Source organism: Olivibacter sp. SDN3 (assembly GCF_014334135.1).
GTDB lineage: Bacteria > Bacteroidota > Bacteroidia > Sphingobacteriales > Sphingobacteriaceae > Olivibacter.
Map to the genome: position 1 here is coordinate 5,358,757 of NZ_CP060497.1, position 26,182 is coordinate 5,384,938.

The 26,182-nt window shown below is 38.5% G+C and carries 21 protein-coding genes; 10 read left to right on the plus strand and 11 right to left on the minus strand.

The window, feature by feature from the left end; all coding sequences use genetic code 11:
* Nucleotides 1–274: 274 nt before the first annotated feature.
* The 4 genes from H8S90_RS22545 to radC all read right to left on the minus strand — a co-directional run bounded on the left by H8S90_RS22545 (nt 275) and on the right by radC (nt 4,461).
* Nucleotides 275–568, minus strand: coding sequence for a cell division protein ZapA (locus H8S90_RS22545; protein WP_187343152.1), 294 nt, complete (start codon nt 566–568; stop codon nt 275–277).
* Nucleotides 569–604: 36 nt separating this feature from the next.
* Nucleotides 605–913, minus strand: a complete 309-nt coding sequence (locus H8S90_RS22550; protein WP_187340041.1) for a hypothetical protein — start codon at nt 911–913, stop codon at nt 605–607.
* A gap of 35 nt (nt 914–948) precedes the next feature.
* Nucleotides 949–3,351, minus strand: a complete 2,403-nt coding sequence (pheT, locus tag H8S90_RS22555; RefSeq protein ID WP_187340042.1) for a phenylalanine--tRNA ligase subunit beta — start codon at nt 3,349–3,351, stop codon at nt 949–951.
* Between the two features lie 408 nt (nt 3,352–3,759).
* Entirely contained in the window at nt 3,760–4,461 is a 702-nt protein-coding gene (gene radC / locus H8S90_RS22560; protein ID WP_187340043.1) for a DNA repair protein RadC, read from the minus strand.
* A 141-nt stretch (nt 4,462–4,602) separates the two neighbouring features.
* Between radC and H8S90_RS22565 the strand changes: the two genes are divergently transcribed.
* Entirely contained in the window at nt 4,603–5,475 is an 873-nt protein-coding gene (locus tag H8S90_RS22565; RefSeq protein WP_187340044.1) for a DUF1080 domain-containing protein, read from the plus strand.
* A gap of 57 nt (nt 5,476–5,532) precedes the next feature.
* Here the strand turns inward: H8S90_RS22565 and rpsT are convergent, their stop codons facing one another.
* Nucleotides 5,533–5,787, minus strand: a complete 255-nt coding sequence (gene rpsT, locus H8S90_RS22570) for a 30S ribosomal protein S20 (RefSeq protein ID WP_187340045.1) — start codon at nt 5,785–5,787, stop codon at nt 5,533–5,535.
* Nucleotides 5,788–5,935: 148 nt separating this feature from the next.
* Between rpsT and H8S90_RS22575 the strand changes: the two genes are divergently transcribed.
* Together H8S90_RS22575 and H8S90_RS22580 are read left to right on the plus strand one after the other, a co-directional pair.
* Nucleotides 5,936–6,895, plus strand: coding sequence for a zinc dependent phospholipase C family protein (locus tag H8S90_RS22575; protein WP_187340046.1), 960 nt, complete (start codon nt 5,936–5,938; stop codon nt 6,893–6,895).
* 79 nt (nt 6,896–6,974) lie between these two features.
* On the plus strand, nt 6,975–8,876 hold the full coding sequence (locus H8S90_RS22580; RefSeq protein ID WP_255501702.1) for a TonB-dependent siderophore receptor: 1,902 nt from the start codon (nt 6,975–6,977) through the stop codon (nt 8,874–8,876).
* A 61-nt stretch (nt 8,877–8,937) separates the two neighbouring features.
* Here H8S90_RS22580 and H8S90_RS22585 read toward each other — a convergent pair whose 3' ends face one another.
* The 3 genes from H8S90_RS22585 to H8S90_RS22595 form a co-directional block, all read right to left on the minus strand.
* Nucleotides 8,938–9,990 carry a sugar phosphate isomerase/epimerase gene (locus H8S90_RS22585; protein WP_187340047.1) on the minus strand — a complete coding sequence of 351 codons (1,053 nt, stop codon included), beginning with the start codon at nt 9,988–9,990 and terminating at the stop codon, nt 8,938–8,940.
* A 123-nt stretch (nt 9,991–10,113) separates the two neighbouring features.
* Complete coding sequence (gene xylA, locus H8S90_RS22590; protein ID WP_187340048.1) at nt 10,114–11,442, minus strand: xylose isomerase; 1,329 nt, start codon at nt 11,440–11,442, stop codon at nt 10,114–10,116.
* 35 nt (nt 11,443–11,477) lie between these two features.
* Nucleotides 11,478–12,959, minus strand: a complete 1,482-nt coding sequence (locus tag H8S90_RS22595; protein WP_187340049.1) for a xylulokinase — start codon at nt 12,957–12,959, stop codon at nt 11,478–11,480.
* Between the two features lie 198 nt (nt 12,960–13,157).
* On the opposite strand from H8S90_RS22595, the gene H8S90_RS22600 reads away from it, so the two are divergent.
* The 4 genes from H8S90_RS22600 to H8S90_RS22615 all read left to right on the plus strand — a co-directional run bounded on the left by H8S90_RS22600 (nt 13,158) and on the right by H8S90_RS22615 (nt 19,787).
* Nucleotides 13,158–14,195: a LacI family DNA-binding transcriptional regulator gene (locus H8S90_RS22600; RefSeq protein ID WP_187340050.1), complete on the plus strand. Its 1,038-nt coding sequence runs from the start codon at nt 13,158–13,160 to the stop codon at nt 14,193–14,195.
* Between the two features lie 64 nt (nt 14,196–14,259).
* On the plus strand, nt 14,260–15,546 hold the full coding sequence (locus H8S90_RS22605) for a TolC family protein (protein WP_187340051.1): 1,287 nt from the start codon (nt 14,260–14,262) through the stop codon (nt 15,544–15,546).
* Nucleotides 15,547–15,656: 110 nt separating this feature from the next.
* On the plus strand, nt 15,657–16,652 hold the full coding sequence (locus H8S90_RS22610; RefSeq protein ID WP_187340052.1) for an efflux RND transporter periplasmic adaptor subunit: 996 nt from the start codon (nt 15,657–15,659) through the stop codon (nt 16,650–16,652).
* Between the two features lie 42 nt (nt 16,653–16,694).
* Nucleotides 16,695–19,787 carry an efflux RND transporter permease subunit gene (locus tag H8S90_RS22615; protein ID WP_187340053.1) on the plus strand — a complete coding sequence of 1,031 codons (3,093 nt, stop codon included), beginning with the start codon at nt 16,695–16,697 and terminating at the stop codon, nt 19,785–19,787.
* A gap of 19 nt (nt 19,788–19,806) precedes the next feature.
* On the opposite strand, the gene mgtE is transcribed toward H8S90_RS22615, so the two are convergent.
* On the minus strand, nt 19,807–21,186 hold the full coding sequence (gene mgtE / locus H8S90_RS22620; RefSeq protein ID WP_187340054.1) for a magnesium transporter: 1,380 nt from the start codon (nt 21,184–21,186) through the stop codon (nt 19,807–19,809).
* A 440-nt stretch (nt 21,187–21,626) separates the two neighbouring features.
* Here mgtE and H8S90_RS22625 point away from each other — a divergent pair, with 440 nt between their 5' ends.
* The 3 genes from H8S90_RS22625 (at nt 21,627) to H8S90_RS22635 (ending at nt 24,521) form a co-directional block, all read left to right on the plus strand.
* Entirely contained in the window at nt 21,627–21,902 is a 276-nt protein-coding gene (locus H8S90_RS22625; RefSeq protein WP_187340055.1) for a hypothetical protein, read from the plus strand.
* A gap of 311 nt (nt 21,903–22,213) precedes the next feature.
* Entirely contained in the window at nt 22,214–23,833 is a 1,620-nt protein-coding gene (locus H8S90_RS22630; protein ID WP_187340056.1) for a SulP family inorganic anion transporter, read from the plus strand.
* A 22-nt stretch (nt 23,834–23,855) separates the two neighbouring features.
* Nucleotides 23,856–24,521 carry a carbonic anhydrase gene (locus tag H8S90_RS22635; RefSeq protein WP_187340057.1) on the plus strand — a complete coding sequence of 222 codons (666 nt, stop codon included), beginning with the start codon at nt 23,856–23,858 and terminating at the stop codon, nt 24,519–24,521.
* Nucleotides 24,522–24,647: 126 nt separating this feature from the next.
* Here H8S90_RS22635 and H8S90_RS22640 read toward each other — a convergent pair whose 3' ends face one another.
* Both H8S90_RS22640 and H8S90_RS22645 read right to left on the minus strand, forming a co-directional pair.
* Entirely contained in the window at nt 24,648–25,574 is a 927-nt protein-coding gene (locus H8S90_RS22640; protein WP_187340058.1) for a bestrophin family protein, read from the minus strand.
* Nucleotides 25,575–25,631: 57 nt separating this feature from the next.
* On the minus strand, nt 25,632–26,135 hold the full coding sequence (locus H8S90_RS22645) for a hypothetical protein (protein WP_187340059.1): 504 nt from the start codon (nt 26,133–26,135) through the stop codon (nt 25,632–25,634).
* Between the last annotated feature and the right edge of the window lie 47 nt (nt 26,136–26,182).

A 26,182-nucleotide genomic window follows, 5' to 3' on the forward strand; every position in this document is an offset into this window, starting at 1 on the left:
ATCATCCGTTTCTAACCTTGTTATTTTCTTCTTCTGTTTGCCCCACCTGTTGATTGCCGATACTTCCGTAAAACAAAAAACCGCAGCCAATAATAGGTTCCAGTTATTTTAAACTTCTATATACAGGATTAGCGTACTAACTGTCTCCAGATGGCGTAAGCAAAATGGAGTATGTCTATTTACGCTTCATTATATTGAAGTGTTAAGTTTAAAAATAGTGAAACCCGAATTAACTGCGGTTAAATCTTTGTTAGCTCTATATTTAAAAGAACGATTAATCTTGCTTAAAAAATTCAGATAGCAATTGATCCAACTGATATACTTTTTCTGACACACCTGTATCTTCTTCTCGTACCTGTTTTTCTGCCTTCAAAGCCGATGTAGCGTAATGCAATACAGCCATCGAAAGCAAGTCCTGCTTATCTCTTACCGCATAATTTTCCTGCAAATCCTTTATGCGGTCATTAATCAATTTAGCTGCATGCCGAATAACTTCTTCCTCCTCCATATCGATCCTTAAAGGATATATCCGGTCTGCAATATTTATTTTTATGGAAATATCTCCCATATGATGAGCTTGATTCACTATATAATTTGGGTCACCCTATTTCAGCAACTCAATACATTTATCTATTTCTCGCACAAAATCGTTAATTTTTTGCTTGATGTCAAGAGTTTTTTCACTTAAAGCTTCATTTTTTAACTCAGCCCCCTCTAGAGAGCGAGCGAATGTTAAGGCTTTCAGCTTCTCCTCTAAATCTTTATTCTTATCTTTACTCGCTTCAAAGGCAACCTTTATTGATTGATTTTCAAGTTTGAGCATATCATTCTCTTCTTGTAAAGATAAGCATAATTCAATCAGTTTTGCTGTCTTCTCTACAACGTTGTCTAATTGAGCTGAAACTGTTGACATCTATTATTACGTTTTGTTTTAACCAGTTAATTAGTTTATGCTTTTCTAACTTCTGCCCCAACTTCTTTTTCAAAGTTAAGTATTAATTTTTGCATCACCGAATCAATTTGTTTATCGGTGAGCGTTTTCTGCTCATCCTGTAATTCAAAACTTAAAGCGTACGATTTTTTACCGGAAGGCAGCTTATTGCCGGTATATACATCAAACACCTGTATTGATCTGAGCAATTTGCGCTCCGTTTTTTCAGCAATACGCTTCAAATGTCCAAAGTCCACATCCGAACCAATCAATAACGACAGATCCCTTCTCACAGATGGAAATCTGGAAACTTCTCTATAGGTAATCTTATTTTTTCGGATGGTTTTAATCCATAAATCCCAATCGACATCAGCAAAATATACTTCGCCGCTAACATCCACTTTTTTCAACACATCGGAACTTACCTTCCCAAAATTCACAAGCGGCTTCTGCCCTTTTAAATACTGCAACCCATATTCCAGATAATTGCCTTTTGTTTCGTCGGTTTGATAGTTCGTTATATTAAACCGCTTCAGGAGTGCATCAACTGCAGATTTGATATCATAGAACGTAATATTCTCCGTTTGTTGATTCCATTGCTGCTCTTCTAAAGCTCCTGTTATAGTTAAGCTTAAACTTTCTTTTTCAACATATTGCCCATCAATGAGGTGATAAGTTTTCCCAAATTCAAAAAATTTAAGATTGGCATTTCGCCTCTTCTGATTATACGCGATCGCTTCCAAAGAGGAGAACAACATATTTTGACGCATAACATCCAAATCGCCACTTAAGGGGTTCAATATACGTACAACCGTGCTTTCATCATCGGTATAAGCCATCTTCGTCAAAGAATTTGACATAATCTCATAGTAAGCGTTAGCTACCAACAGATCAGAAACGGTATGCTGAACTAATTCCTTATCAGGCTTAGACACTGTAGTCAGAGAAGCTTTAATTTGCTGCTTCATTTCAATACGGTTATAACCATATATGCGCAACACCTCCTCAATGATATCAACCTCTCTGGTTACATCTACCTTGTATGGTGGAACAGAAACTGAAATAACAGCCGATTTTTCATCCAGAATAGCTATTTCCAATGACTTTATAATCTCTTTTATCTCTTCATTGGCAATATCCTTTCCTATCAGCTTCCTTACCCGATCGAGACTGACATCAAAAATGAAAGGCTCTACCACTGTTGGGTAAATATCGCTTATCTCAGAAGAAATAGCTCCTCCGGCAATCTCCTGTATCAGAAGTGCTGCTCTCTCCAAAGCATATACCGTAATATTTGGATCGGTGCCTCGCTCAAAACGGAACGAAGCGTCTGTTTTTAGTCCATGTCTTTTGGAAGTTTTTCTTACTGAAACAGCATTAAAATAGGCACTTTCAAGAAAAACACGTTTAGTTTTTGCGGTAACTCCGGAAGATATTCCACCAAACACACCTGCCAAACAAAGTGGCTTCTCCCGGTCACCTATCACCAAATCCTCCGAAGAAAGCTTACGCTCAACTTCATCTAAAGTAATGAATACCTCGCCCTCATTAGCGTTTCTTACAATGATTTGGCCGCCCTGAATTTCATCTGCATCAAACGCATGTAAAGGTTGGCCAAGCTCATGTAACACATAATTGGTTACATCAACAATATTATTGATAGGTCGAATGCCGATCACTTTTAGCTTTTCAGCTAACCATTCCGGGGAAGGTTTTACTTCTATCCCACTGATGGTTAATGAGGTATATCTTTTGCAAGCTTGAGGATTCTTGATGGTGACGGCTACCGGGGATTTTACATGATCAATTTTTAAGGAACCTACTGTTGGAAGCGTATAATTAGTCCGAAAATAAGCGGCCAAGTCACGAGCAACCCCTAAATGTGAAGCCGCATCGGCTCTATTGGGCGTTAGGCCTATTTCAAAGCAATAGTCGTCTTTTATCTGAAAATAGTCTTTAGCCAATAAACCTGCCGCCGCATCGGCATTTAGCACCATAATACCGTCATGTGAAGGTCCTAAGCCTATTTCATCTTCTGCACAGATCATGCCTTCGGAAACCTCGCCTCTTATTTTAGATTTATTGATTTTAAAAGCATCACCACTTAATGGATAAAGTGTTGTGCCAACCGGAGCAACAACGACCTTTTGCCCGGTTGCAACATTAGGAGCTCCACATACGATTTGCAACAAATCCTGCTGGCCTACATCAACTTTTGTTACACGGAGCCTGTCTGCATTCGGATGCTGTAGGCAACTCTTCACCTCTCCTATAACCAATCCTTCCAAGCCGCCCGGAATGCCCTGCACAACCTCTAAACTTTCTACTTCCAGGCCAATATCTGTCAAAATAAGTGAAAGTTCCTGTGGTGTCTTTTCGGTAGAAATAAATTGTTTAAGCCAGTTATATGATATTTTCATTAAAATAATTATTTTTTGTTTCCAGGGCTTTCAAGGCTTAACCGGAAGCTTAACTTAACCAGCAAATATTCCATTATCGCTGTTCCGGTATTTGCACAACAAACGACGCTGTTATATGCTTGCTGCCTGAAATATTGTTAAAATATCCAGGGTTCTCTTGAAAATATTAATCCCTTAATAAATTGATGCAAACTTAGCATAAAATTTTCATTCGAATAAATTATTAATGTTTTGTACACATTTCAAAGTATTATTCAAAAGTATTTGCCCTCAATGATATTAATAAGCTCGCTTACGCCCGGGTTTTCGGTATTTTTGCCGGCATCGAGCAAGACCAAAATTTTGGCAGTCGAGCAGTTTATAGAACAGATCGCCAAAAAACAAAAACTACCAGGCATCATCATGAATTTATATATCCTCGTGGTCTAAAAAGCTATAATACCCCTCATCTGAAATAATGATATGATCTAAAACCCTTATATCTAAACACTTTGCTCCCTCAACAATCTTATTTGTTAAATTTTTATCTGCCATACTGGGCCTGAGTGCTCCTGATGGATGGTTATGACTCAGTATAATGCCGGTTGCTTTTGCCTGCAAAACCGATTGAAACACCGTTTTAGCATCTACTGCTACCACACCACTTCCCCCCTTACTGATTAGCTCTTTTCCGATTACTTTATTGCTTGTATTGAGTAAAAGTATCCAAAACTCCTCGTGGTCAAGATCGGCATATATCGTCTGCAAAATATGATAGGCATCTTCGCTACTTTTAATCTGCGGCTTTTCTACTGATATTTTATCTTTCCGCCTTCGTCCCAGTTCCAAAGCTGCGATAATAGCAATGGCCTTTGCTTCACCGATACCTTTGTAAGCACAGAGATCTGCCAAAGAAAGTTTGGCCAAATTTGCTAAATCGTTACCCACGTCGCCCAGAACACGTCTGCTTAGCTCAACAGCTGTTTCAGCATTAGAACCACTTCCAATTAAAATAGCTATAAGCTCTGCTTCACTAAGCGACCTTCTCCCATTCAATAGCAACTTTTCCCGGGGTCTATCCTGCTCCGCCCATTGTTTGATGTTTAGTTTTCGAGTATAATTTTGCTTCATAATATTTATTTAAGAATACAATTGAGCTAACTATTATAAACAATATTAAAGAGATTTACCAATAAAACATTTATTTAAACATTCGTTATATGGCATAAATTGTTACTTTTAGCTTTTTAAAGTAATATACAATTGTAAACAATGAAGAAACTATTACGAATCGGGGTGATAGCCTTATGTAGCGGAACCCTTTTAGCATGCCAACAGCCTCAATCTCAATCAACAGCAGAAAAATCAGACGAAGTGCCCGAGTGGGTCGATCTATTTAACGGAAAAGACCTCGACGATTGGACGGTTAAAATTTCAAAACATGAGGTGGGAGATAACTATGCCAATACTTTTCGAGTAGAAGATAGTGTTATAAAAGTGCGTTATGATGGTTATGAGGAGTTCGACCAGCAATATGGCCACATTTTTTTCAACAAACCTTTTTCTCACTACCTTTTGCGAGTAGAATATCGTTTTGTTGGAGAACAGGCTAAAGGAGGTGAAGGTTGGGCATGGAGAAATAGTGGAATTATGCTACACGGCCAAGCTCCTGAAACGATGCAAAAAGATCAGGATTTTCCGATATCCTTGGAAGCCCAGCTATTGGGAGGAAATGGTGAAGAAGAGCGTACTACCGGAAACTTATGTACACCAGGCACGCAGGTAGTATACAAAAACGAAGCATTTACCCCTCATTGTCTCAACTCAACTTCGCAGACCTATCATGGTGATCAATGGGTAACAGCAGATGTACTGGTATTAGGCGACTCTGTCATTAAACACATTATTAACAAGGATACAGTAATGGTATATAATAAGCCAACCATAGATGGTGGCAATGTTATTCACTTTGACCCTCAGGTCAAACAAGATGGGAAAGCACTTACAAGTGGTTACTTCTCTTTACAGAGTGAAAGTCATCCAGTTGAATTTAGGAAGGTTGCTATTATTGACTTAGCCGATTATGCACAAAACAGTGAAAAGCTAAACGCTGTATTGGCAAACATACAGAAACGAGAAAAATAGCAAAACAAGAAAAGGGTTATGGCAAAACCATAACCCTAATTTTTTTTATTATAATGATTACGCTAAACCGTTAACAAATTTAGTCAACTTTGATTTATTGTTTGAAGCTTTTTTCTTGTGGATAACATTTTTCTTCGCCAAACGATCAAGCATAGAGATTACACGAGGTAATAGAGTAGACGCCTCTTCCTTTGAAGTTGTAGTACGTAATTTCTTAATTGCGTTACGTGTAGTTTTAGCTTGGTAACGGTTTCTTAAACGCTTCGCAGCGTTAGCTCTAATTCTTTTAATTGAAGATTTATGGTTTGCCATTTTTTAGCCTTTTTATCCTTTTTTGTTTTTCGGACTGCAAATATAGCGTTAAGAATTGGATATTGCAAACAATTTAAAAAGATATATTTTGATAATTAATACGTTATTTGTATCGCTCAAATAATGAATCTATAAAAAACATTAGTTTATGAAAGTTTTAGGACGATCGGTTATTTTATTGATTATGAGCTTCTTCTTTATATCGTGGGGGTTTTACGCACATAAAAAAATCAACCGCATGGCTGCATTCACTTTACCCGCTAATTTGGGATCATTCTATAAAAGACATATTCATTACATTACAGAACACGCGGTAGACGCCGATAAGAGAAGATATATTAGCGCCAACGAGGCGCCAAAACACTATATTGACGTGGATGCCTATGATATACCGACTATTGATAGTATCCCTGCATCATGGATTGCGGCGGTTAACAAATATACAGCAGATACACTTCTTCAAAGAGGCATTGTGCCCTGGCAGATTCTTCACACTTATAAACAATTGACAAAAGCATTCATCAATAAGGAAATTCCCGCTATATTAAAACATTCTGCAGATTTAGGGCATTACATAGCCGATGCTAATGTGCCGCTACATACTACGAAAAATTACAATGGACAATTAACCGATCAGGTTGGAATCCATGCTTTCTGGGAAAGTAGATTGCCAGAGCTTTATACCGGAAATTACAACTTTTTAGTTGGAGCGGCCCACTATATAGACTCTCCTCTAGACACGGCCTGGAAAATGGTAAAACACAGTTTTAATTTAGTTGACAGTGTATTATTAATCGAAGCAGATCTCAATACCGAATTTCCCGAAGATAAAAAATATAGCTATGAGCAACGGGCTAGAACCATAGAAAAAGTATATGCTGAAACATACTCAGCAAGATATCATCAACGGCTCAATGGCATGGTGGAACAACAGATGAGAAACTCGATAATCAAAATAGGCTGCTTCTGGTACTCTGCGTGGGTTGACGCCGGGCAACCTGATCTAACCAACATATCATCGGGAAAGAGGAAGCAAACCTTACCCACACACAAACAAGACAGCGTCCCGCAAAATGAAAAACTAATAGGAAGAGAAGAATGGCATTAAAATCCGGACTACCTATAATATTCAAAACCGGACACCCATTATCATCAATGGGTGTTTACTTTTGCGGAAAATAAAACCCATGATTAGAATCGTTATCCCTTGTGTGTGGATATTGTTAAATTATATTTACGTATCTGGACAAACAACCAGTGGTTTTGATATGACACAACAAGATATCAACGACCTGGACACAGCATTTACTCCACTAAATGAGGTTATCATTTACGAGAACCGCTTGCAAATACCTTTTGCCGAACAAAACCGTAATATCAATATCCTCACGAGAGAACAAATAAAAACGCTCCCTGCGCGATCTGTAGGGGAATTGCTTACCTATCTACCGGGAGTCGACGTAAGGCAGAGGGGTCCGTGGGGAGGACAAGCAGATATTGGAATTGACGGTGGTACTTTTGAACAAACGATGATCTTGATTAACGGTGTAAAAACAAGCGATCCCCAAACTGCACACCACAATATGAACATTCCAATTCCCATAGGGGCCATTGAACGAATAGAGGTTATCAGAGGACCAGCAGCTCGCATTTACGGCATAAACAGTCTCACAGGAGCAATCAATATCGTTACCCGTAAACCGTCAAACACAACCTATGAAATAACCGTTAATGGCGCTTCTAGTTTTAAATCAAACGAAGAAGACAAGGGAATTTACCATGGTCGAGGTATACAGTTAGGCGCTGGGTGGGCCAATACCAGCACAAATCATCTTATTTATGGAAGCCATGATTCGGGTAATGGCTATCGTTATAATACACCTTTTAACAACAATAAAATTTTCTATCAGGGAAATATCGAAAATAGCCGTAAGGGAATCTGGGATTTCATGGGCGGATATACATTCAATGATTTTGGCGCAAATGCTTTTTATGCGCCACCGAACGATAAGGAAGCTAGGGAAATAGTTCAGACCGCATTAGCTGCTATTGGCTATAAAATACAAATGAACGATCGATGGAAGTTTAACCCACGTTTAAATTATAGATATAATCATGATGACTATAGATATAACCAGCACGATCTAAATTTATTCAGGAATTTGCATAATTCCCATGTAATCAACACTGAACTAAACACTACCTATACAACAACAATAGGCGTTTTTGGAGCAGGGCTAGAGATGAGAAACGAATTCCTTCGTAGCAGTAATATGGGTGACAGAGAAAGGAACAATTATGGTCTATATAGTGAATATAGGACAGATATTGTTAACAATTTATCATTAAACCTAGGTGCATACGTTAATTATAACAGTGATTTCGGTTGGCAGGTATATCCTGGTTTGGATGTTGGATACGATTTATCTTCCTCTTGGAAACTCTATGTTAATACGGGGACCGGGCAACGCATTCCCTCTTTTACCGATCTTTATACGAACGGAGGAGGTAATATCGGGAATCCTGAATTAACATCGGAAAATGCATGGCACACGGAGGCGGGAATAAAACATAGTAGCGAAAAATGGTTTCTTCAGACAAATTATTTCTTTAGAGAAATAAATGATTTCATCGACTGGACCAGACCTTCTGTTAATGAAAATTGGACACCTTACAATTTCCTACGTAATCGAACACATGGAGTAACCTTCAGCGGTAGCGTTTGGTTTAACAATAAGGAAACATCTAAGTGGCTCGGTAGCTTGGCTTACACCTATCTGCGACCAGAAATCAGCAGCGAATTCACAAACGATCAACTATCGAAATATGCCATTGAAAGTCTAAGGCATCAGCTAATAGCCAATTTAGCATTTACTTCGACTCATTTCTCCTTCAGTATCGCACAGCGTTTCGTAGAACGAATAAGCTACCGGAATTATTTCTTGACTGATATAAAAGTTGGGTATAAGCATAACAGCTACGGCGTATATTTTGACGCAAACAATCTTTTTGACATCACTTATATAGAAGCATCTACCATACCGCTACCAGGTAGGTGGTTTAACCTCAGTTTAAATTATCTCCTGTAAATGATCTTCAAAAAATAGAAGCTCCAAGGTATAACTAAACATTCTTGGAGCTTCTATTTTTTTAAATACCCAATATTTCACGATTCAACTGTTCGTCAACTCCCGTAGCAGCAAAATCATCAAATGTTTTTTCTGTAACCCTAATAATATGGTCTTTTATAAAGGTAGCTCCCTCTTTAGCCCCATCTTCCGGGTGTTTCAAAGCACACTCCCACTCCATCACCGCCCACCCATCGAAATCGTAGGCTGTCAGTTTGCTGAAAACAGATTTAAAATCAACCTGTCCGTCGCCCAGGGACCTAAATCTTCCGGCACGTTCCACCCATCCCTGATAACCTCCGTAAACACCTTGTTTGCCGGTAGGATTAAACTCTGCATCTTTAACGTGGAACATCTTTATGCGTTCGCGATAGTGATCGATATAGGCTAGATAATCCAAACATTGCAATACAAAATGAGAAGGATCGTAGAGTAAACACGCTCTGGCATGATTATTCACTTTCTCTAAAAACATCTCGTAACTTACACCATCATGCAAATCTTCTCCGGGATGAATTTCATAACACAGATCAACACCAGCTTCATCAAATGCATGAAGTATAGGCATCCACCTACTTGCCAGTTCCTTAAAGCCCTCCTCTACCAAGCCTGCCGGCCGTTGTGGCCAGGGATATACGGTATGCCAAAGCAGGGCCCCACTGAACGTAGCATGGGCAGAAAGGCCCAGATGCTCGGAAGCTTTTGCTGCATATTTTAGTTGTTGTACGGCCCATTCTGTGCGCGCTTTCGGGTTATTATGATAAGCTTCTGGTGCAAAACCATCAAAAAGCTTATCATATGCGGGGTTAACTGCCACCAACTGCCCCTGTAAATGTGTAGACAACTCTGTAATTTCCAAACCATGGCTATTAACAACACCCTTTACCTCCTCGGCATATGTTTTACTCTCAGCTGCTTTCTGCAAATTAAAATAAGATGTTGCCCAAGTGGGAATTTGAACCCCTTTAAAACCTAAACCACTGGCCCATTCACAGATGGCATCTAAAGTATTAAACGGTGGCTTGTCTCCTAAAAATTGTGCTAAAAATATTCCGGGACCTTTGATTGTTTTCATCTTTCTATTGATATAATTGTTAATATGCTGATAACTGATGGGTTAAGATATCACTAATTTACCGAAATGCAAAAAGGAAGGTAAACTTAATGTTCCCTTCCTTAACCACTGCAAATCAAAAATCTAGATATACCGATTGACGATATTTTCCATAAATTCCTGTTTCCCGCTTATGACTTCAGGCTCTCCAAAAGTTACGGCTAAATTCCTTAAGTCATTAAGACTCAAAGCTCCTTCTTCAAATGCTTTACCTTCTCCTTCATTAAAGGATGCATACCTATCTTGCCGAACCTTTTTATAATCAGAGTGCTTCAAAATATTATCGGCAGCAATTAATGCTCTCGCAAAAGTGTCTGCTCCACCAATATGGGCATAAAATAAATCAACTGGGTCTGTCGAATTTCGGCGAATTTTAGCGTCAAAATTAATTCCACCTCCGCCAAATCCTCCGGCTTCGAGAATTATCAATAAAGCCTCTGTCAATTCATTGATGTTATTCGGAAATTGATCAGTATCCCAACCGTTTTGGTAATCGCCCCTATTGGCGTCAATAGATCCCAGCAAGCCAGCATCAACTGCTACCTGAAGTTCATGTTGAAAAGTATGCCCGGCCAATGTGGCATGATTAACCTCAAGATTCAGTTTAAAGTCGTCAAGCAGGTCGTGTTCTCTTAAGAAACCGATTACGGTTGCAGCATCATAGTCATATTGATGTTTAGTAGGTTCACAAGGTTTAGGTTCGATAAAAAACGTTCCCTTGAAGCCTTGTGCCCTGGCATAGTCTTTTGCCATATGCAATATTCTTGCTAAATGATCTTGCTCCTTTTTCATCTGTGTGTTAAGCAAAGTCATATACCCTTCTCTACCTCCCCAAAAAACATAGTTCTCTCCTCCTAGTGCAATTGTTGCATCTAATGCGGCCTTTATCTGAGCCCCGGCATGAGCAACCACTTTAAAGTCTGGATTTGTAGCTGCACCGTTCATATAACGCTTATGGCTGAACAAGTTAGCGGTTCCCCAAAGAAGTTTTACACCACTTGACTGTTGTTTTTGCACGGCATAGTCAACCAATATTTGTAAGCGTTTTTCATTTTCTGAGACATCGTCACCATAATCTACCATATCTACATCGTGAAAGCAATAATAAGGAAGATCTATTTTCGTGAAAAACTCAAATGCAGCGTCCATTTTGTCTTTTGCCCGATGGATAAGGTCCTTGCTTTCATCCCAAGGATAAAATAACGTTTGACCACCAAAAGGATCCGCACCCGTACTATTAAACGAATGCCAGTAAGCTACGGCAAAACGTAAGTGCTCTTTCATCGTTTTTCCAGCGATAACGCGCTCAGCATCATACCAGCGGTAAGCCAAAGGGTTGTCACTCTTCGGCCCCTCGTATTTAATTTTCCCAATACCTTTGAAGTATTCTCTTTCTCCAAGAATTATAGACATAGTTTTGTAGATTTTATTTTTGTTAACTATTAAATTTATATAAGCTGTTTGTTCAGCAAATCTAGCCACTGCTGATAAATTTTCTCATAACATATACTCCCAGAAGGTATAACGGTTTTAAGCGGTTTTATTGTCGCGAAGGCTTCTTTGGGAGAGCCAAAAAAGGCCGCACCTATACCCGCGCCCAAAGCTGCACCGACACTGCCATCATTCTCGTATAGCTCAATGGGTACGCCGGTTACGTTGACAAAAATTTCAACAAATAGCTCGCTCAGGAATAAATTGCTTTTACTTGCTCTTATTACATTTGGAGACATACCGTTCGCTCTCATAATATCCAAACCGTAGCGAAAAGCAAAAGCAATGCCTTCCTGACAGGCTCTAAACATATGTGCTCGATTATGCTTGTTTAAATCGAGGTTGAGTATCTGTGCCCCCAAAAGCTTGTTTTCCAGCATTCTTTCTGCCCCGTTACCAAAGGGCATAATTCTCAAACCATCACTGCCCACAGCAACTTCAGCAGCAACAGCGTTCATCGACGGATAATCTAAACCTTGCCCGAATTGTTCCTTTACCCATCGATTTAGAATTCCCGTTCCATTAATGCAAAGTAGAACCCCTACCCTTGGATCATCAGCCAAATAGTTAACATGGGCAAAAGTATTTATACGTGATTTATCATCATAAACCATGCTGTCGCTTACACCATATATTACTCCGGAAGTTCCCGCTGTTGCGGCTACTTCGCCCGGATTTAATACGTTTAAAGAAAGCGCATTATTTGGTTGGTCACCAGCTTTGTAGCTCACCGGAATTCCAGGTTTTAAACCTAATACTCCAGCTATTTCGTTGCTAACAAGACCATGTATACCAAATAGTGGGTTAATGGTTGGTATTAAATCATGGTCAAACCCAAAATGATCCATCAGTACTTCTGATATCCTATTCGTCTGAAAATCCCAAAATATACCTTCTGATAAAGCTGATACGCTCGTAGTTATTTCTCCGGTAAGCCTCAACGCGATAAAGTCGCCCGGAAGCATCACCTTGTAAATTTTTTCATAAATGGCCGGTTCGTGAGCTTTTACCCACGCCAGTTTGGCTGCCGTGAAATTGCTGGGGGAGTTTAAAAGTTTCTTGAGTATAATGTCTTTTCCCAGCGCCTCAAAAGCGCTATCCCCTATTTCCACTGCTCGGCTATCACACCATATGATGGCATTTCTAAGGACATTTTTTGCTTTATCAACTAATACCAATCCGTGCATCTGATAGGCGATACCTATCGCTCCGATATCACGAGGATCATAAACCCCGCTGCCATTTAACTTTACGATAGCATGCTGTGCATGTTGCCACCAAGCCTCCGGAGACTGCTCAGCCCAACCAATTTCTGGAGCAATTATGGGTGTTTCCGTATCCTCAGGATAATGGCATGACGCAATACATTTCTGTGTAGTGGCATCCACAACCGCTACTTTAATTGATGAAGTTCCTATATCAATTCCTAATAATAACATATACCGCTTTTTAGTTTAACAAAAGGTTAATGCTAACGTTGGCATAAAAATATAATTTAACTATCAGAATTCCAATAGCAATGTATATTTTTGATGAAAATATTTTTTGGTTAACTCTCGTGCTATTTTCAGCTAACTCAATCATAGCACCCCGGTCAATCATTAGAAATAAACAAACTCGCAGAAAAACTCTATAACATGAAGAAAGTGACCATCTTAGATATTGCAAAAGAGCTAGATATAACCTTTTCGACGGTAGCAAGGGCCTTAAATGATCATCCTGCTATTAGCAAAAACACGAAGGAAGCAGTGAAAGCAACTGCGGAGCGACTTGGCTATCGGAAAAACAAGATCGCTTCGTCTCTTCGATCGGGTAAAAGCAATATCATAGGCGTGCTGGTACCTTCACTAGACGTTAGTTTTTTTAGCTCAGTTGTACATGGTATTGAATCCGTGATGAACCAAAATGGTTATTCTATATTGTTATACCAATCGCAGGAATCGTTCAAGAAAGAAGATAAGGGAATCGAAACATTACTTAATTCACGGGTAGATGGAATAATCGCGTCTGTAGCGATCAATAGAGAAGATACACGTACCTTTGAAGATATCGTTGCCAGAAACATACCTTTAGCTTTTTTCGACCGCTCATTGGACAGTATTCAGGCTCCATCAGTTACCATTGACGATTATAAGGGAGGGTACATGGCTACAGAGCACCTTATACAAGCTGGTTATCGACAAATTGCGCATATCACCGAAACAAGGAATCTGACCATTTTCAAAGAACGTCTAAATGGTTATTTAGATGCTTTGAAGGATTATAACCTCCCCATCAGGGAAGAGATGATCTTCAAAGGTAATTTATCACTCGAATTTGGTAAGACCTGCGTGAAAGAAATGACCCAGCGTAAGATATCTTTTGATGCCATCTTCACCTTAGAAGACTACACAGCTATGGGTGTTATACAGCAGTTAAAGGAGCAACAAATTAGTGTCCCTGACCAAGTTGGAGTAATCGGATTTGCAAATGAGGCTTTTGGCAGCCTAGTTACACCCACACTATCAACCATCGATCAGCAGACGAACCGTATGGGAGAAGAAATTGCTAAGCTCTTCATAAATATGTTAAAACAAGGAGACTTCTATAAAAATTCTCCAAAAAAAATCAAACTTGAACCGCTACTCATCGTAAGGGAAAGCTCATTAAAGTATGTATCCTCCACTCTAATCTAACTCTAATGCATCTATAAGCGGTACCTAACCGGTACAAGAATAGTTTTGCAGTCTCATGAAAATAATGAAGACTGTTAATCCATTTTTATTCTTCTTAGTACTATACTTACATCCGATATGGACATTTGCGCAAGGGATAGATACGTTACGATTAAATTGTATTGAAGCAGAAGAAATCTTCCTAAAAAACAACCTGTCTTTAATTGCTGAGCGTTTAACTATCGCGCAAGGTGACGCCCTGATACAGCAAGCAAAGGCATGGCCCAATCCAAACCTATCGATTGACGAAGTAAACATCAACAGGAATGAGACTTCCGAAGAGATCCCTCCCTTATTTGGCAGTTTCGGAAGAAACCAACAGTTCACCTTACAGCTTGAACAACTTATCTTGACTGCTCAAAAGAGAAAGAAAAACATTGCTATGGAAATGGACAGTAAAGCACATGCGGAGAACACGTTATTTGACATCCTTCTCTCCTTGAAAGCTGAATTCAGGACTATGGTAGCGGAGCTGGTTTACCTGCAAAACATAAAAAAAGATTTATTGATAGAAAAGTCATTGATTGACAAACTGCTAAAAGCACAGCAAATACAATTGCAATCTGGCGATATTTCACAAGCCACTTACCTAAGAATAAAGACGTTAAGAACAGCTTTACTCAAAGAAATAAATGACAAAAATGAAGAATTAAATGCGCTGGAAAGCCATCTGAAAACGCTCATGGCGGTGGCCCCCTCACAACATATTGTCATTACCGACCAATTAAATGAAACAGAGATCCGAAAGCTGGAAATACTTGAACTAAATCAGTTATATCTTTTAGCGGAAAATTCAAATCCTTCGTTGAAGGTAGCCGGTAGTTCACTCAAACTAAGTCATTCCCTGTTAACACTCGAGAAAGCAAAAAGGGTTCCAGACCTAACATTCAATGTAAACTACGACCGTCAGGGATCAACGATGTTTAGCTTTTTTGGCGCAGGTATTTCAATGGACATCCCCCTATTTGACAGCAATAAAGGGAATATCAGCTATGCACAACTGGAAATAGCCAAAAATGAACGCCTTTTGCAGGAAACAAAATTAAAAATAGGCAACGGTATTCATGAAGCGTTTCAGAATCTTAGACAGTCGCTCGAACTCTTCCATCAGTTCGACAAAGACTTTTTGCAGGAGCTTGATAAAATGCAAGCCGTAACAGGAAGCAATTTTCTTTCCAGAAACATAAGCCTCCTAGAATTTCTGGATTTCTTTGAGTCTTTTAAAGAAAGTAAAATATCTTATTACCAGATTCTCAGGGATATAAAACAGAAAAAAAACGAACTCAGTTATTTAATAGGTATTGAACTATGAAATTACCAATCATTTTTCCCATGGCGTTTGTAGGCATGACATTTTTATCGTGTAAACCATCAAATATCCAAAATCAACCACTTGAAAAGGAAACCGATATATCACAATGCATGAATAAAGATATTGCAAATATAATCACGACAGCAAAAATCATCAAAACTCCAAACCGACATGAGCGATTAAAATTGAACGGAAACGTTAGCTACGATCAAGATCAGGTTTATCGATTCTCCCCCATACTTGACGGAGTTATCCAAAAAGTAAATTTTAGGCTTGGGGACTTTGTGCGAAAAGGACAGACTTTGCTTGAAATTAGGAGTGCAGAGTTGAACGAAATGAGCGCCAACATGCGCGAAGCCCAACTTCATTTAAAGACTGCTCAGCGGCAATTAAGCGCCACACAAAACCTATATGCGGATGGTGTTGCTTCTGATCGGGAAATATTGGAGGCGCAAGTGGCGGTTAGCAATGCGGAATCCGAAATACAGAAAATCAATGAAGTTTTATACTTGTATAGTGGCGATATCGAAAAAGGCGTATTAACCATAAAAGCAAAATCCGACGGATATATTGTAGAAAAACACGTAGTTGAAGGACAACAGGTTGAAAGCAGTAATGATCCGCTCTTTATATTGGGGAACCTTAGCAAAGTATGGGTTCAGGCGAACGTGTACAGCGGCTATATCGGAAGAATAAAAACAGGGCAGTCAGCAGCTATCGAAACGACCGCATATCCGGGGAAAGTTTTCGAAGGTAAGATCAATCGAATTTCGAACGTCATTGACCCCAGGGAAAGGGTGCTAAAGGCTATCATCGAACTAGATAACAGTTCATTACTATTAAAGCCAGAAATGATGGTGACGGTAGATGTCTATCTAGATAATAGGTCTGATGCTCTGGCCATTCCGCATGAATCGGTGGTGTTTGATGCTGATGCATACCATTTGATTAAATATGTAAGTGATTGCGAAATGAAAATCGTTGAGTTTGTCCCCATCTACGAAGACAATGATTTCTTTTATATGGCAAGTAACCAACTCCGAGATGGTGATGAAATAGTAAAAACGAACAGCCTTCTAGTGTACAACAAACTTATTGGAAAATAACCTGATAAAAACCTAAAATTTCCACGCACCAAAATAAAACCAATGTTAACATTCATTGATAAAATTGTAGGCTTTGCACTAAGAAATCATATTATGGTCTTCTTTTTGGTCTTCTTACTTGCAATCGCCGGCATATACGCGTATAAGCAGACACCTATCGAAGCCTTTCCCGACGTTACAAATACAAGAGCCCGTATTATTACGCAATGGCCAGGAAGAAGTGCCGAGGAAGTTGAGAAATTTGTCACATTACCCATTAGCCGGGAGATGAATACCATACCCGGGAAAACCGACGTAAAATCTATCTCGTTGTTTGGTCTTTCGGTGATAACGGTAAATTTCAGAGATGAAATCGATGATTTTTATGCACAGCAATATACGGCCAATCGCATGCGATCAGTCGACTTACCAGAAGGTGCCGACACAGAAATAGAACCTCCATACGGAGCAACAGGCGAAATCTTCAGATACGTTATTAAAAGCAAAAAGAAGATTCCTATCCGAGAATTATCTGCTTTACAAAACTGGGTCATTGAACGAGAGCTTCTCTCGGTCGACGGTATTGCAGACGTTGTAAGCTTTGGAGGGGAAGAGAAAATATTTGAAATTCGGGTAAAACCGTCGGAATTAGCTAACTATGGACTTTCTGCTTTAGACGTATATGATGCTGTTGAAAAAAGTAATATAAACGTTGGCGGAGATGTTATTCAACGAGGGACGCAAGCTTATGCAGTAAGAGGCATCGGTTTACTGGATAAAATAAGTGACATAGAAGACGTATTGATCAAGAACATCGATGGTGTGCCCGTTTTGGTAAAAAATGTTGCAGATGTGTCTGTTAGCGGTAAACCTAGGCTTGGACAGGCTGGGTTAAATGAAAATGATGATCTCATTGAAGGCATTGTAGTAATGTTGCGAGGAGAAAATCCAAGTGAAGTGATTGAACGTTTAGGTGAGCGTATCGAAGATTTAAACAACAGAATCTTACCGAAAGGCATATATGTCGAAGCGTTCCATGATCGCACAGAATTAGTTAATAAGACTATCAGCACGGTTACAGGAAATTTGGTTGAAGGAATATTTCTGGTTTCTCTAATCGTATTTATTTTTCTTTTCAATTGGCGGACCACTTTGATTGTAGCATCTGTAATCCCATTGGCATTTTTATTTGCCATACTTATGCTTCGCATTCAGGGCTTACCAGCAAACCTTATATCGATTGGCGCGATCGATTTTGGACTATTGCTGGAAGGAACCATGGTGATTGTAGAACACGTATTTGTTAGCCTCGATCTCAAAGCAAAAGCTGTTGGCATGTCTACCTTCAACGGTTTGAGCAAATCTGGGTTAATTAGAAAGAATGTCAGAGGGGTTGCTAAATCGATACTATTCGCACAACTCATATTAATTATCGCATTGATTCCTATTTTTACCTTTCAGAAAGTAGAGGGAAAAATGTTTGCCCCGTTGGCTTTTACCTTGGGTTACGCGTTGCTTGGATCTTTAATTTTGAGTTTGACCTACGTCCCTGCGATGTGTAAATTGCTCTTGAATAAAAATGTTGTAGATCGAGAGAACCCCATTACCAACGCTGTGAGGAATGCTATCTTCAAACTGTATATATTAGCAAGTAAAAACTTAAAGACCACTTTAGTTCTATTTACCTCGATATTAGTTTTATCACTTATTGGTTTCACACGCATTGGAACGGAATTTATTCCAAGGTTGAATGAAGGTGCCATTTATATCCGCGCAACCTTACCAAATAGTGTTAATCTTGAAGAATCGGTTAGACTTACTAAAGAAATGAAATCCAAACTAAATGCTTTTGATGAAGTCTCTTTTGTATTGACGCAAACTGGACGTCCCAATGACGGCACAGACCCAACTGGATTTTTTAACATCGAGTTTCACGTACAATTAAAAGACGCAAGCAATTGGTCCAACGGAAGGAATATGCAATCGATTATTCAAGAAATGGAGGACGGGTTAAATGTTTATCCTGGTGTGGATTTTGGTTTTAGTCAACCTATTATGGACAATGTAGAAGAATATGTTTCTGGGGTAAAAAGCTCATTGGTTGCCAAAGTCTATGGAGATGATCTGTATGAACTCGAACAGACTGCTGACAGTATTGCAGAAGCTATAAAGCATATTCAAGGTATTGAAGATTTAAAGGTCTTCAGAAATATCGGTTTGCCTGAGCTAAGAATTCGTTTAAGTGAGGCACGTATGGCTAGATACGGTGTTTCTATGAATGACGCTCAGGCGGTAGTAGAAATGGCCATCGGGGGAAAGGCTGTATCTACCTTCTATGAAGGCGAACGGATGTTTGACATTACAATTAGGTATGATAAGCCCTATCGTGATACGGAAGAGCAGATCCGGAATATCTTAGTACCATCCATCAATGACTCTGAAGTGCCGCTATATGAGATTGCAGATATAGGGTATCATACTGGCCCTGCATTTATTTATCGTCAGGGCAATACCCGATATATAGCAGTAGGGTTTTCTGTTCGCGGTCGAGATTTGGGCGGAGCCATAAAGGAGGCCCAACAAAAAGTAGAAGAATCTGTTAAATTACCTGCATCGTACAGCTTAGAGTGGGCTGGAGACTTTGAAAATCAACAACGGGCGTTAGATCGATTGAGTATCATTGTGCCGATTGCGTTAATCTTAATAACGTTCTTACTATATTTGAACTTCAGAAATCTGAGAGACACATTTATTTCATTGTTGACTATTCCATTTGCGTTCATCGGTGGTTTTTTTTCACTTTGGATCACCGGGACTATTTTTGGTATTTCAGCGGGCATCGGATTCATTATATTATTTGGTGTCGGAACAATTGATGGTATCATACTGATTTCTGTAATGAAACAATATATGATGAAAAAACCTTTAACAGTAGCAGTTTCTCAAGGGGTATATGATAGGATCCGACCTATTTTCATGATTGCTATTATGGGTTCATTAGGTCTTTTACCGGCAGCATTATCTCAAGGTATGGGTTCTGAAATTCAAAAGCCACTAGCCATTATGATTGTCGGAGGACTGCTAGTATGCATGGTGTTAAGTTTGACGGTTTTACCACAGTTTTTTTTACTCGCTTATAGAAAGAAAGATAAATAATCTTTTTTGTAGTAAATATTCAAAGCAATGTGCCCTTCAAAAAAGCTGTAGCAATAGAGAAATAGATAACGAGACCCGTCACGTCGACTAATGTAGCGACAAACGGAGCTGACGAAGTAGCGGGATCAGCTCCCAATCTCCTTAAGATAAAGGGTAACATCGCGCCTACCAAAGACCCCCATAAAATGACCCCCACAAGCGAACATCCTACAACCATGCTGATTAAAAACCAAACCTCTCCGTACTCACCGAAGAGGTGATATCCAAATATTCTTAATACACCCAAAGCACCCAAGATAAGTCCCAATATTAATCCAGAAACCAATTCACGCCGAAAGACTCGAAACCAATCGGCTAATGTAACCTCTCCTATTGCCATTGCCTGTATAATTAATGCCGAAGCCTGGGATCCGGTATTACCTCCACTGGAAGTAATCAAGGGTACAAAAGTCATTAAAACCACTGCAGCTTGGAGCTGCATTTCATAACCTTCAATAACGGTAGCCGTAAAGAATTGTCCAATGAATAACACCATTAACCAAGGAGCTCGTTTTTTTACCAGCTGCCAGATAGAGACGTCCAAATAAGGCTCATCAAGAGCTTCCGATCCTCCCATACGTTGAATGTCTTCCGTATATTCTTCATTTGCTATCCAAAGGACATCATCAACAGTCACTATACCTAGCATAATACCCTGCCTATCGGTAACTGGCAAGGCAACTCGATTATTCATTCTAAATATATTGATAGCTTCTTCCTGTGGGTCAAAAGCATTTAAAGCTATCAAACGGTTATCCATCAGATCTTCAATTTTTGTCTTCGGTCCTGATAATAGAATCTCTCGTATCCGTATGTCGTCCAGTAAAACCCCTTTTTCGTCAATGACGTAAATAACATCGATAGTTTCCGAATCCTTACCATATTTTCTGATATGTGCTAAGGTTTGTTCTACCGTAAAATCCTGACGAACGGTTACGTAATCGGGCGTCATCAAACGCCCTACACTATCTTCAGGATAACCCAGTAATGTCAACGCCTCCTTGCGGTCTTCCGGAGGCATTAAAATAATCATTTTCTTTACGGCATCACCATGAAGTTCGCCAAAAAATGCTGTTCTATCATCTGGAGGAAGTTCATTGATTAACTCGGTAATTTTTGGACCTGATAATTTTTTTATGATCCGTTCCTGTGTTGGGAAATCCAGTATTCTAAAAACATTAACTGCTCTATTTATACTTAACGTTTCTATAAAAGTAGCGCCGTACTCCGGGAGCTCATCAATCAAATCCTCAACTTCCGAAATATTCAGATTATCTAAATATTCTTGTAATTGTTCCTTTTCCCCCTCAGCTATGAGTAATTCTATTTGCTCTACTAGAGTGTCCAAGTTGTTCTCCATACAAACTCCCTTTTATAAAAATCTTACATACAGAAAATATTTGCTGCAAAAGTCGACTTTTTTATTGAATAATAATATTTAAAAGTAGTTGATTTTTCATATAGTATGCATTTATATACATATGGGCTTTTAAAAAGATTGCTGTACAGTAAGGTTCTGCTATAATCAACAATAAATAGTTTTGATAAAAAATAGTCCGGCACACCATTTTTCACTAATTTTTAACTGAACAGTATATTATTTATCTTTTTGGTCTTTCTTTCGTAATTTTTTTGTTAGTAGTGGTCTATTATATCTTGTTTTGTTCTAATTTTTATTTATTTTCGTGGCAGCGGGAATCAAATGGATTATTATAAACGACAATAGCAGATTCACTTATGCAGCGGGGCTTTAGAAGAAAGTTATTCAGTGCTTTATTTTCATTCATTTTTTGTTTGAAAATGGCCATTTCTATTGCTCCAATATATGCTGACCTCTATGATAGCGATCATGTAATAGCGGCAATTATGCAATTAGAGATCGAAAATCATTCATCTAAATCAAGTTGTTCCGATGTTCTACCAGAGCATATCTCGAAAGACTTTACAAACAATATCCATTTGGGTGTTTTCATGACGCCTATCAGGTATTTATCTGTTAAACAGTTCATTCCTGATGACGCACGGGATATAAAATCCTTTTACCCCTCGGTTCCTACCCCTCCTCCTAACGGTTAGTTTACTAAAGCACACAACACTATGAAATTTTAACCTGCTTATAGTGGTAGCTGTCTTGTGATTTGAAATTAACAAACAATTATTTTATACGATTTTAGTAAACCCTCAGTAATATTATCAATACAACACTGAGATATTCAACAATTTTAAACTAATATTTGTTTAATGATTGAGTTTCGAAGGAAACGATGCTAGCCCCAAGATGGGAAGACTAGTTTAATATTTTCAGTTCCCAATAAGAACGGAGAAACAGTTTGGAACAAATTAAATGAAACAGAATATTCGTCTCACAACTTTTTTATATATTTTATATGCCAAGTAAACGGTTTTCAGCATTTTTTAAAATGTCCGCACGTGATATAAAGTACGATCTACCAGCGAGTGTAGTGGTGTTCTTAGTAGCACTTCCTCTTTGTTTAGGTATTGCGATGGCCTCGGGTGCCCCTTTATTTGCAGGTTTATTAACGGGGGTTATAGGCGGTATCGTAGTAGGCTTTATAAGTAAATCTCAATTAAGCGTAAGTGGACCTGCAGCAGGATTGACAGTTATTGTATTTGGCGCCATAGAGTCTTTAGGTGCCTACAATACGTTTCTATTAGCTGTTGTTATAGCAGGTATTATACAGCTCGTATTGGGCATTGTGAAAGCTGGTACTATTGGTAACTATTTTCCCTCTGCGGTAATTGAAGGAATGCTAGCCGCCATCGGAATAACGATTATCTTAAAACAGCTACCACATGCCGTTGGTTATGATACAGATTTTTTTGGGGACGAAAGTTTTGAGCAGTTAACAGGCGAAAATACGTTTATAGCATTGCAATCGGCTTTTAATGCCATGAACTTAGGTGCAACGATAATCACGGTAATATCACTATTGATATTGATATTTTGGCCGAAAATCAAAAGAGTAAGTATCGTCCCTGCGCCATTGATAGTAGTGATATTGGGAGTACTTTTTGTGTTAGCTTTTAGGAATACGGGATTAGAGATAAATTCAAACCATATGGTTGAAATTCCCATTGTTAACTCATTAAATGAGTTTTTCGGCTTATTTACTTTTCCCGATTTCGGCCAGGTACTTAATAAAGATGTTTGGATTGCAGCCTTTACGATTGCTATTGTAGCGAGTCTAGAGACATTATTAAGTATAGAAGCCATTGATAAAATTGACCCGTACAAAAGAGTCACACCAACCAATCGGGAGTTAGTGGCGCAAGGAATTGGGAATATGGGAAGCGGTATGTTAGGTGGATTACCGATGACATCGGTAATTGTTCGGTCTTCGGCAAATGCCAATGCCGGTGGTAAAACGAAACAAAGTACTATCATTCATGGTATATGGTTATTGCTTGCCATATTAATCATACCGTCGATTATAAACATGATACCTTTAGCATGTTTAGCGGCTATTTTATTGATTACCGGATATAAATTGGCCAATGTTGCATTATTCTCGAACATGTATAAAAGAGGTTTAGATCAGTTTATGCCGTTTATCATCACGATCATTGCCGTTGTACTTACTGACTTGCTGACTGGTGTAGCTGTGGGAATGGTAATCGCTATCTTTTATATTTTACGCAATAATATGCGCAATCCATTTGAATATGACATTCAAGAAATCAATGGTGAGAAAAAGGTGAAGGTATATCTTTCTGAAGAAGTGTCGTTCTTAAACAAGGCAGCTATACAGCAGTCCTTATATAACCTTCCAAAAGATATCCGCAACATTACAATTGATGGTTCCAACAGCAGGTTTATCGACAAGGATGTCGTTCAAGTGATAAAGGACTTCGAACAAAACGCTATTGGAAGCGGCAAGTTTGTGGAACTCATCGATGTATATGATAAACGACAGGTGCCGAATATCAACTATTTAATGAAGACAAGATCAAAAGGCAGCCCTCAAAAGAATAAAAAGGATAAGTAAAAACTAATAAATAAAATAAAGTATGCCAACAAAAAAGTTAAACAACGTTAATCTACAAGAATCTTTTGATAGAATCATTGCTGGAAATGAACATTGGATACAGGAAGTAGCCAACGATCAAACAGGGTTATTTAAAGAGTTGGCCAAGGGCCAAAGTCCTGAAATATTGTGGATTGGATGTGCCGACAGCCGGGTACCCGCAAATCAGGTTACCAACACAAGGCCAGGTGATGTATTTGTGCATCGTAATATAGCTAACATGTGTATCCATTCTGACATGAATATGTTAAGTGTATTGGACTATGCAGTGAATGTATTAAAAGTAAAACATGTCATCGTGGCTGGCCATTACGGTTGTGGCGGTGTAGCCGCTGCGTTAAGCCAGAAACAATTTGGTTTAATAGACAACTGGCTTTGCCATATCAAAGATGTATACAGACTATATAGAGATGAAATTGATGCCATCGAAGATAGTGAAGCAAAAGTTAACCGTTTAGTCGAACTTAATGTTACTGAGCAAGTGTTTAATTTATGTACTTCAACTATTATACAAAATGCGTGGAAAGAGCGGGATGACCTCGCAGTTCACGGAATGGTTATTGAACTTACAACCGGCAAATTGGTTGATCTCGACATAACATTTACAGGTAGTGCGGACTTAGGAAACGTGTTCGCGTATAAACACTAATAAAGGTCCTTTTGTATAATTAAGTTGATAATAAGAAGGAGGCTGTTCATTTGATGATACAGCCTCCTCTCTTTTATTCTAATACTTATTACTATTACAAAAGTTTACTATTACAAAAGTGTACTTTTAAAGTATATAAAACATCTTTCCTTTTATTTTTGCGTCATTGCTTTCTTCAGTAACTACCTTATCATCCAATAACATCTGATTTAAATCACGCTCAATTTTTGCTGATATTGTAGACATGGGTGTGTCAGTTGGTTTATTCTCAAACGGATCTTGTAAATGGACAGCCATTTTTTCAATTAAAAGAAACAATGTTCCAATAGCTATAATTAGCGGTATAGAAACATACCCAAACAACCCAAATAAACTAAATGGTAACACAGCGATAAACAAATAAATAGCTAACCGTATGTATAACGTATATGTCTCCGGGAACACCGTACTCTTTATTCGTTCACACTTACCCATGGAGTCTGTTAGATTCATAAGAGTCCGCTCAAGTTCTATTTGCTGAAACTGATTGATTAATCCTTCAGCAGCGGCACGATGAATGTCCATACCCTGTAATTTTAAAATGGCATTAGGTACATTATCGTAATTTTGAATAAACTCAAAATCAGAATCTGTTAAAAGCCTTTTTATTTCTTGGTAAGGGTCCTGTTGTCTTAAAGACCTTTTGAGTGCATAGTTCCAAGCTATTTGCCTTTTTATTAACCGTTCCTTCAATTCACCTGAAGGACCTGTTTCATATAGGTTACCGATAAAAGTAAGCACCTGTCTGGCAAAACTACGGGAATCGTTAACAATGGCACCCCATATAATACGAGCCTCCCACCAACGATCGTAAGCTTGATTAGAACGAAAGGCCAATAATAAGGAAATTACCGTACCCAAAATAGCTGGAACTCCACCAATTGGAATATTAACCACAAACAATCCCCATTCATGAAGTACGGTAATTATTACGGCATAAACCGCAACTAAAGCGCTATCATACTTGACTTTACCTAATACATATTGTATAGGTATATTATTTTTCAACAACATACTACAAGTGTTTTAATGGTTAATACAATTTCACATCTATGACGGAAACCTCTTATTCTATAAATACGTAGCAGCTGACTCTTCTCTTGGAAGCTCTTCTACTACCTTTTCTTTTTCCACGTCATCTAAACGTCTGGTTATTGTCTCTCCCAACCATTTTTCACAATTTGATTTATTTATTATTTCTGCTAAATCAATACTGGTCTTCGAAATTCTTTTCAGCTTTACAGCCGGATTATAGATGATCAGATTAATTTCATTCGCTTCTAAAAAATTTCTAAACAAAGCCATAGTATGACCGTAGAAATATTGGAAACGAACATTTTCTATCATATCAAACTCTTTACGAACGTTTTTACAATAATTTTTAAATTCTTCTGGAATCAGTTCCTGCTCCTTAGTTCTTCTAGAAAGCAACAATAAATCAGTTATTGAATCCGATAGCTTAATTGCGTGAAAAAACAAAACATTTACCTGTTCATCTGGATGACTATTTAAATAATCACTTAAAATGCTAACCGATTCATCAGTAAAGTCGGTAGGAATAAGAATATTTTTCATAACATTTATCTTTTATGTTCAAAAAACTCCTGAAAAAACAAATATTC